4 protein-coding genes and 1 pseudogene are annotated in these 4348 nt (G+C 72.5%); 2 read left to right on the forward strand and 3 right to left on the reverse strand.

The window, feature by feature from the left end; genetic code table 11:
* Together IE312_RS42805 and IE312_RS32240 are read right to left on the reverse strand one after the other, a co-directional pair.
* Positions 1–79 (reverse strand): annotated as a pseudogene (locus IE312_RS42805) (DUF3090 domain-containing protein); the annotation flags it as partial.
* A 99-nt stretch (positions 80–178) separates the two neighbouring features.
* Positions 179–868, reverse strand: a complete 690-nt coding sequence (locus tag IE312_RS32240) for a histidine phosphatase family protein (protein ID WP_189985794.1) — start codon at positions 866–868, stop codon at positions 179–181.
* A 62-nt stretch (positions 869–930) separates the two neighbouring features.
* On the opposite strand from IE312_RS32240, the gene corA reads away from it, so the two are divergent.
* On the forward strand, positions 931–1926 hold the full coding sequence (gene corA / locus IE312_RS32245; protein ID WP_189985848.1) for a magnesium/cobalt transporter CorA: 996 nt from the start codon (positions 931–933) through the stop codon (positions 1924–1926).
* Positions 1927–2096: 170 nt separating this feature from the next.
* Here corA and IE312_RS32250 read toward each other — a convergent pair whose 3' ends face one another.
* Positions 2097–3152, reverse strand: coding sequence for an LLM class F420-dependent oxidoreductase (locus IE312_RS32250; RefSeq protein WP_189985795.1), 1056 nt, complete (start codon positions 3150–3152; stop codon positions 2097–2099).
* A 167-nt stretch (positions 3153–3319) separates the two neighbouring features.
* Here IE312_RS32250 and IE312_RS32255 point away from each other — a divergent pair, with 167 nt between their 5' ends.
* On the forward strand, positions 3320–4303 hold the full coding sequence (locus tag IE312_RS32255) for an aldo/keto reductase (protein ID WP_189985796.1): 984 nt from the start codon (positions 3320–3322) through the stop codon (positions 4301–4303).
* Positions 4304–4348: the final 45 nt, after the last annotated feature.

Genomic DNA, 4348 nt, shown 5'->3' on the forward strand with positions numbered 1-4348 from the left:
AGGTACGGCGCCCGGGCAGTCCGACCGTGCCGGCCACGAAGCGGTCCGGCTGGTCGTAGAGGAACACCTGACGGGACACGTCCTGTCTCCATTGATTTCGTGGTTTCGGGCGGTTCGGCGGTGGGTGCCGTGCGGATCGGCGACGGGGTGGGTCGCTTCACCCTACTGCGGCGGACGATCACGGTGCTCCCGCACCGCCCCCGACGGGTGCGTCGCCGCCGTCACCGGGTTCCTCGCGCGGGGCGAGCGAAGCGAAGTCGCCGGTGTCGCCGAGCCGGACGAGGAACGGCCGCAGGCGGGTGTAGCGGATGGCGGTCACGGAGCAGGGCTCCACCGAGATCCGCTGGAACAGGTCGAGGTGGAGGCCGAGGGCGTCGGCGACCAGCGACTTGATGATGTCGCCGTGGGAGCACATGAGGTAGACGGCGTCGGCGCCGTGCTCGCGCTCCACGCGCGCGTTCCACTCGCGTACGGCCTCGGCCGCGCGGGTGTGCATCTGGCGCATGGACTCCCCGCCGGGGAAGGCGGCGGCGGACGGGTGGGCCTGGACGACCTCCATCAGCGGCTCGTCCTTCAGCTCGGCGAGCTTGCGGCCGGACCAGTCGCCGTAGTCGCACTCGCCGATCCGGTCCTCGGTGTGGCAGCGCAGGCCGGGCCGGGCCTCCAGCAGCGGCCGCACGGTCTCCTGGCAGCGCTGGAGCGGGCTGGTGACGACCTCGGCGATCGGCAGGCCGGCGAGCCGTGCGGGCAGCGCGGCGGCCTGCGCGGCCCCGCGCTCGTCCAGGGCGACGCCGGGGGTCCGGCCGGCGAGCACGCCCGAGGTGTTGGCGGTGGAGCGTCCGTGCCTTACGAGGATCAGCGTGGGCATGCGGACCAGGGTAGGCGCACCACCTGGTGCGCCGTCGGGCGGGCGAAGGGAGAATGCGCACCGTGATCGTGGACTGCGCCATCTACCGGCACGGACACCGTACCGAGGGCCCGGAGGACCTCTCCGACGCGCTCGCCGAGGCACGGGCCGCGGGCGGGTTCGTGTGGATCGGGCTGCACGAGCCCTCGGAGCGGGAGTTCGAGCTGGTCACCGACGAGTTCGGGCTGCATCCGCTGGCGGTCGAGGATGCCCTCAAGGCCCATCAGCGGCCCAAGCTGGAGGTGTACGACGACTCGCTGTTCATGGTGATCAAACCGGTCGTCTACGAGCCCGACAGCGACGCCGTGTCGGCCGGCGAGGTGATGGTCTTCGTGGGCGACTGCTTCGTGGTGACCGTCCGGCACGGCGAGGGGACGCCGCTGGCGACGGTGCGGCGCCGGCTCGAGGAGGAGCCGGAGATGCTGGACAAGGGGCCCACGGCGGTGCTGTACGCGATCGCCGACGCGACCGTGGACCACTACCTGGAGGTGGCGACGGAGCTGCAGACCGACCTGGACGAGCTGGAGGCGGAGGTGTTCCAGCCGGAGACGGGCAGTTCCCGCAACACCGCGTCGCGGATCTACACCTTCAAGCGGCAGGTGCTGGAGTTCCGCCGGGCCACCGGGCCGCTGGCGCTGCCGCTGGGCCGGCTGGCCGGCAACGGCCCGCTGGGCGGGACGGTGCCGTTCGTGCACGACAAGGCGCGGCCCTTCTTCCGTGACGTGGGCGACCACCTCACGCGGGTGAACGAGTCGGTGGAGGCCCTGGACCGGCTGGTGTCGGACATCCTGTCGGCCCACCTGGCGCAGATGAGCGTGCGGCAGAACGACGACATGCGGAAGATCTCCGCGTGGGCGGCGATGGCCGCGGTCCCCACGATGATCGCGGGGATCTACGGCATGAACTTCGACCACATGCCCGAGCTGCACTGGCTGTGGTCGTACCCGGCGGTGATCGCGCTGATGGCCGTGCTGGAGGTGCTGCTGTACCGGCTGTTCAAGCGGCGCGGCTGGCTCTGAGGCCCCCTGGGGGGGTCCCCCGGATCATGTCGGCGTCGCGGGGTGCGGTCCCGCTCGGCCGGAAGAAGGACGGGCGCGGGTCGTAACCGTGCGGGGCCGTGCGCGTTGTTCCCGGTGACGGCCGTGGCGGGGAAGACCCCCGAGCCCCCACCACGGCCGCGGAAACCTCCCTACGCCAAGCCGGCGCGCTCCAGGGCCTCGCTGCCGGCCCGCAGGGACGCGATCCGCTCCTCCAGCGTGAAGCCGGCCGGGGCCAGGCTGAGGGTGGTGACACCGGCGGCCGCGTAGGCCTTCATCCGGTCGGCGATCCGGTCGACGGAGCCGAGCAGGGTGGTCCGGTCGATGAGCTCGTGCGGGACCGCGGCGGCGGCTGCCTGCTTGTCCCCGGACAGGTACGTCCGCTGGATCTCGGCGGCCTCCTTCTCGTATCCCATGCGCTGCGCGAGCCGGTTGTAGAAGTTCTGCTTGGGGCTGCCCATGCCGCCGACATACAGCGCCGTGTACGGGCGGAAGGTGTCGGCGAGCCGGGCCACGTCCTTGTCGTCGCCGAGGGCGATCGGCAGGGTCGGGCACACGTCGAAGCCGTCCAGGGTCAGGCCCGCCTTCTCGCGGCCCGCGCGCAGGTACGTCACGGTGGTCTCCTCCAGGTGCTCGGCGGAGGGGAAGATGAGCAGCGCGCCGTCGGCGATCTCGCCGGTCTGCTCCAGGTTCTTCGGGCCGATGGCGGCGATGTAGAGCGGGATGTGCTCGCGCTGCGGGTGCACGGTCAGCTTGATCGGCTTGCCCGGGCCGCCGGGCAGCGGCAGCGTCCAGTGCTCGCCCTCGTACGTCAGCCGCTCGCGCGTCATCGCCCGGCGGACGATCTCCACGTACTCGCGGGTGCGGGCGAGCGGCTTGTCGAACTTGACGCCGTACCAGCCCTCGGAGACCTGCGGGCCGGAGACGCCGAGGCCGAGCCGGAACCGGCCGCCGGAGAGCGAGTCGAGCGTGGCCGCGGTCATCGCGGTCATCGCGGGCTGCCGGGCCGGGATCTGGAAGATGGCGGAGCCGACGTCGATGCGTTCCGTCTGCGCGGCGACCCAGCTGAGCACGGTGGCCGCGTCGGAACCGTAGGCCTCGGCGGCCCAGCACACCGCGTAGCCCAGCCGGTCGGCCTCCTGCGCCACGGCCAGGTTGTCGCCGTCCATTCCGGCACCCCAGTAGCCGAGGTTGATCCCGAGCTGCATGGCCGAATCCCCTTACCCATGAGTAACGTGCCTGTCGGAGTGACCTTAGCGCGCGGGCGGGTGCCGGGGGCAGGGTGCGGGAGCCGCTCCCACCGGCGGGTTCACGGCCCGGACCCGTTGTCCACAGGCAACCCACCGCACCGGTTCTGGCCAGTAATCTCGCCCGCATGGAGCAGAGGCATCTCGGCCGGACCGGCCTGCGCGTGTCCCGGATCGGGCTCGGCACCCTCACCTGGGGCCGGGACACCGACGAACACGACGCCGCGGACATGCTGAAGGCGTTCTGGGAGGCCGGCGGCACCCTCGTCGACACCGCGGACGTGTACGGCAACGGTGAGGCGGAGTACCTGCTCGGACAGCTCATGGACGGTCTGGTGCCGCGCCGCGACCTGGTCCTGTCCACCAAGGCGGGCAGCGTCCCCGACCCCGACCGGCGCTTCGACGGCTCCCGCGGCCATCTGCTCGCCGCGCTCGACGCCTCCCTGGCCCGCCTGGGCACGGACCACGTCGACCTGTGGCACGTCCACGCCTACGACCCCGGCACCCCCCTGGAGGAGACCCTCCACGCCCTCGACCTCGCGGTGAGCAGCGGCCGGGCGCGGTACGCGGGGGTCTCCAACTTCTGCGGCTGGCAGCTGGCGAAGGCGGCCACCTGGCAGCTCGCCGCGCCGGGCAGCCGCACCCGGCTGGCCAGCACCCAGATGGAGTACTCGCTGCTGCAGCGGGGCGTGGAGCGCGAGGTGCTGCCGGCCGCGCTCGACCTCGGCGTTGGCCTGCTGCCCTCCTCCCCGCTCGGCCGGGGCGTGCTCACCGGCAAGTACCGGCACTCCGTTCCCCCTGACTCGCGCGGCGCCTCCGAGCATCTCGCGCCGTTCGTGGAGCCGTACCTGGACGACACGGCGACGCGGATCGTGGACGCGGTGACGACGGCCGCCGACGGGCTCGCGGTCACCCCGCTCCAGGTGGCCCTCGCCTGGGTCCGGGACCGGCCCGGGGTGGCCGCGCCGATCGTCGGCGCGCGCAACGCGCAGCAGCTCACGGCCGCGTTGTCAGTGGAGACCCTTAGTCTTCCTGACGAGATCTGCCGGGCGCTGGACGATGTGTCGGCGCCCGTGCACCGCTACCCCGATCACGACTGGAGCACGCTGTGAGCACGGAGCCGGAGACCACGGAGAACGCCGGGCCGGGGATGCCGG

Source organism: Streptomyces capoamus (assembly GCF_014654935.1).
Taxonomy (GTDB): Bacteria; Actinomycetota; Actinomycetes; order Streptomycetales; family Streptomycetaceae; genus Streptomyces; species Streptomyces capoamus.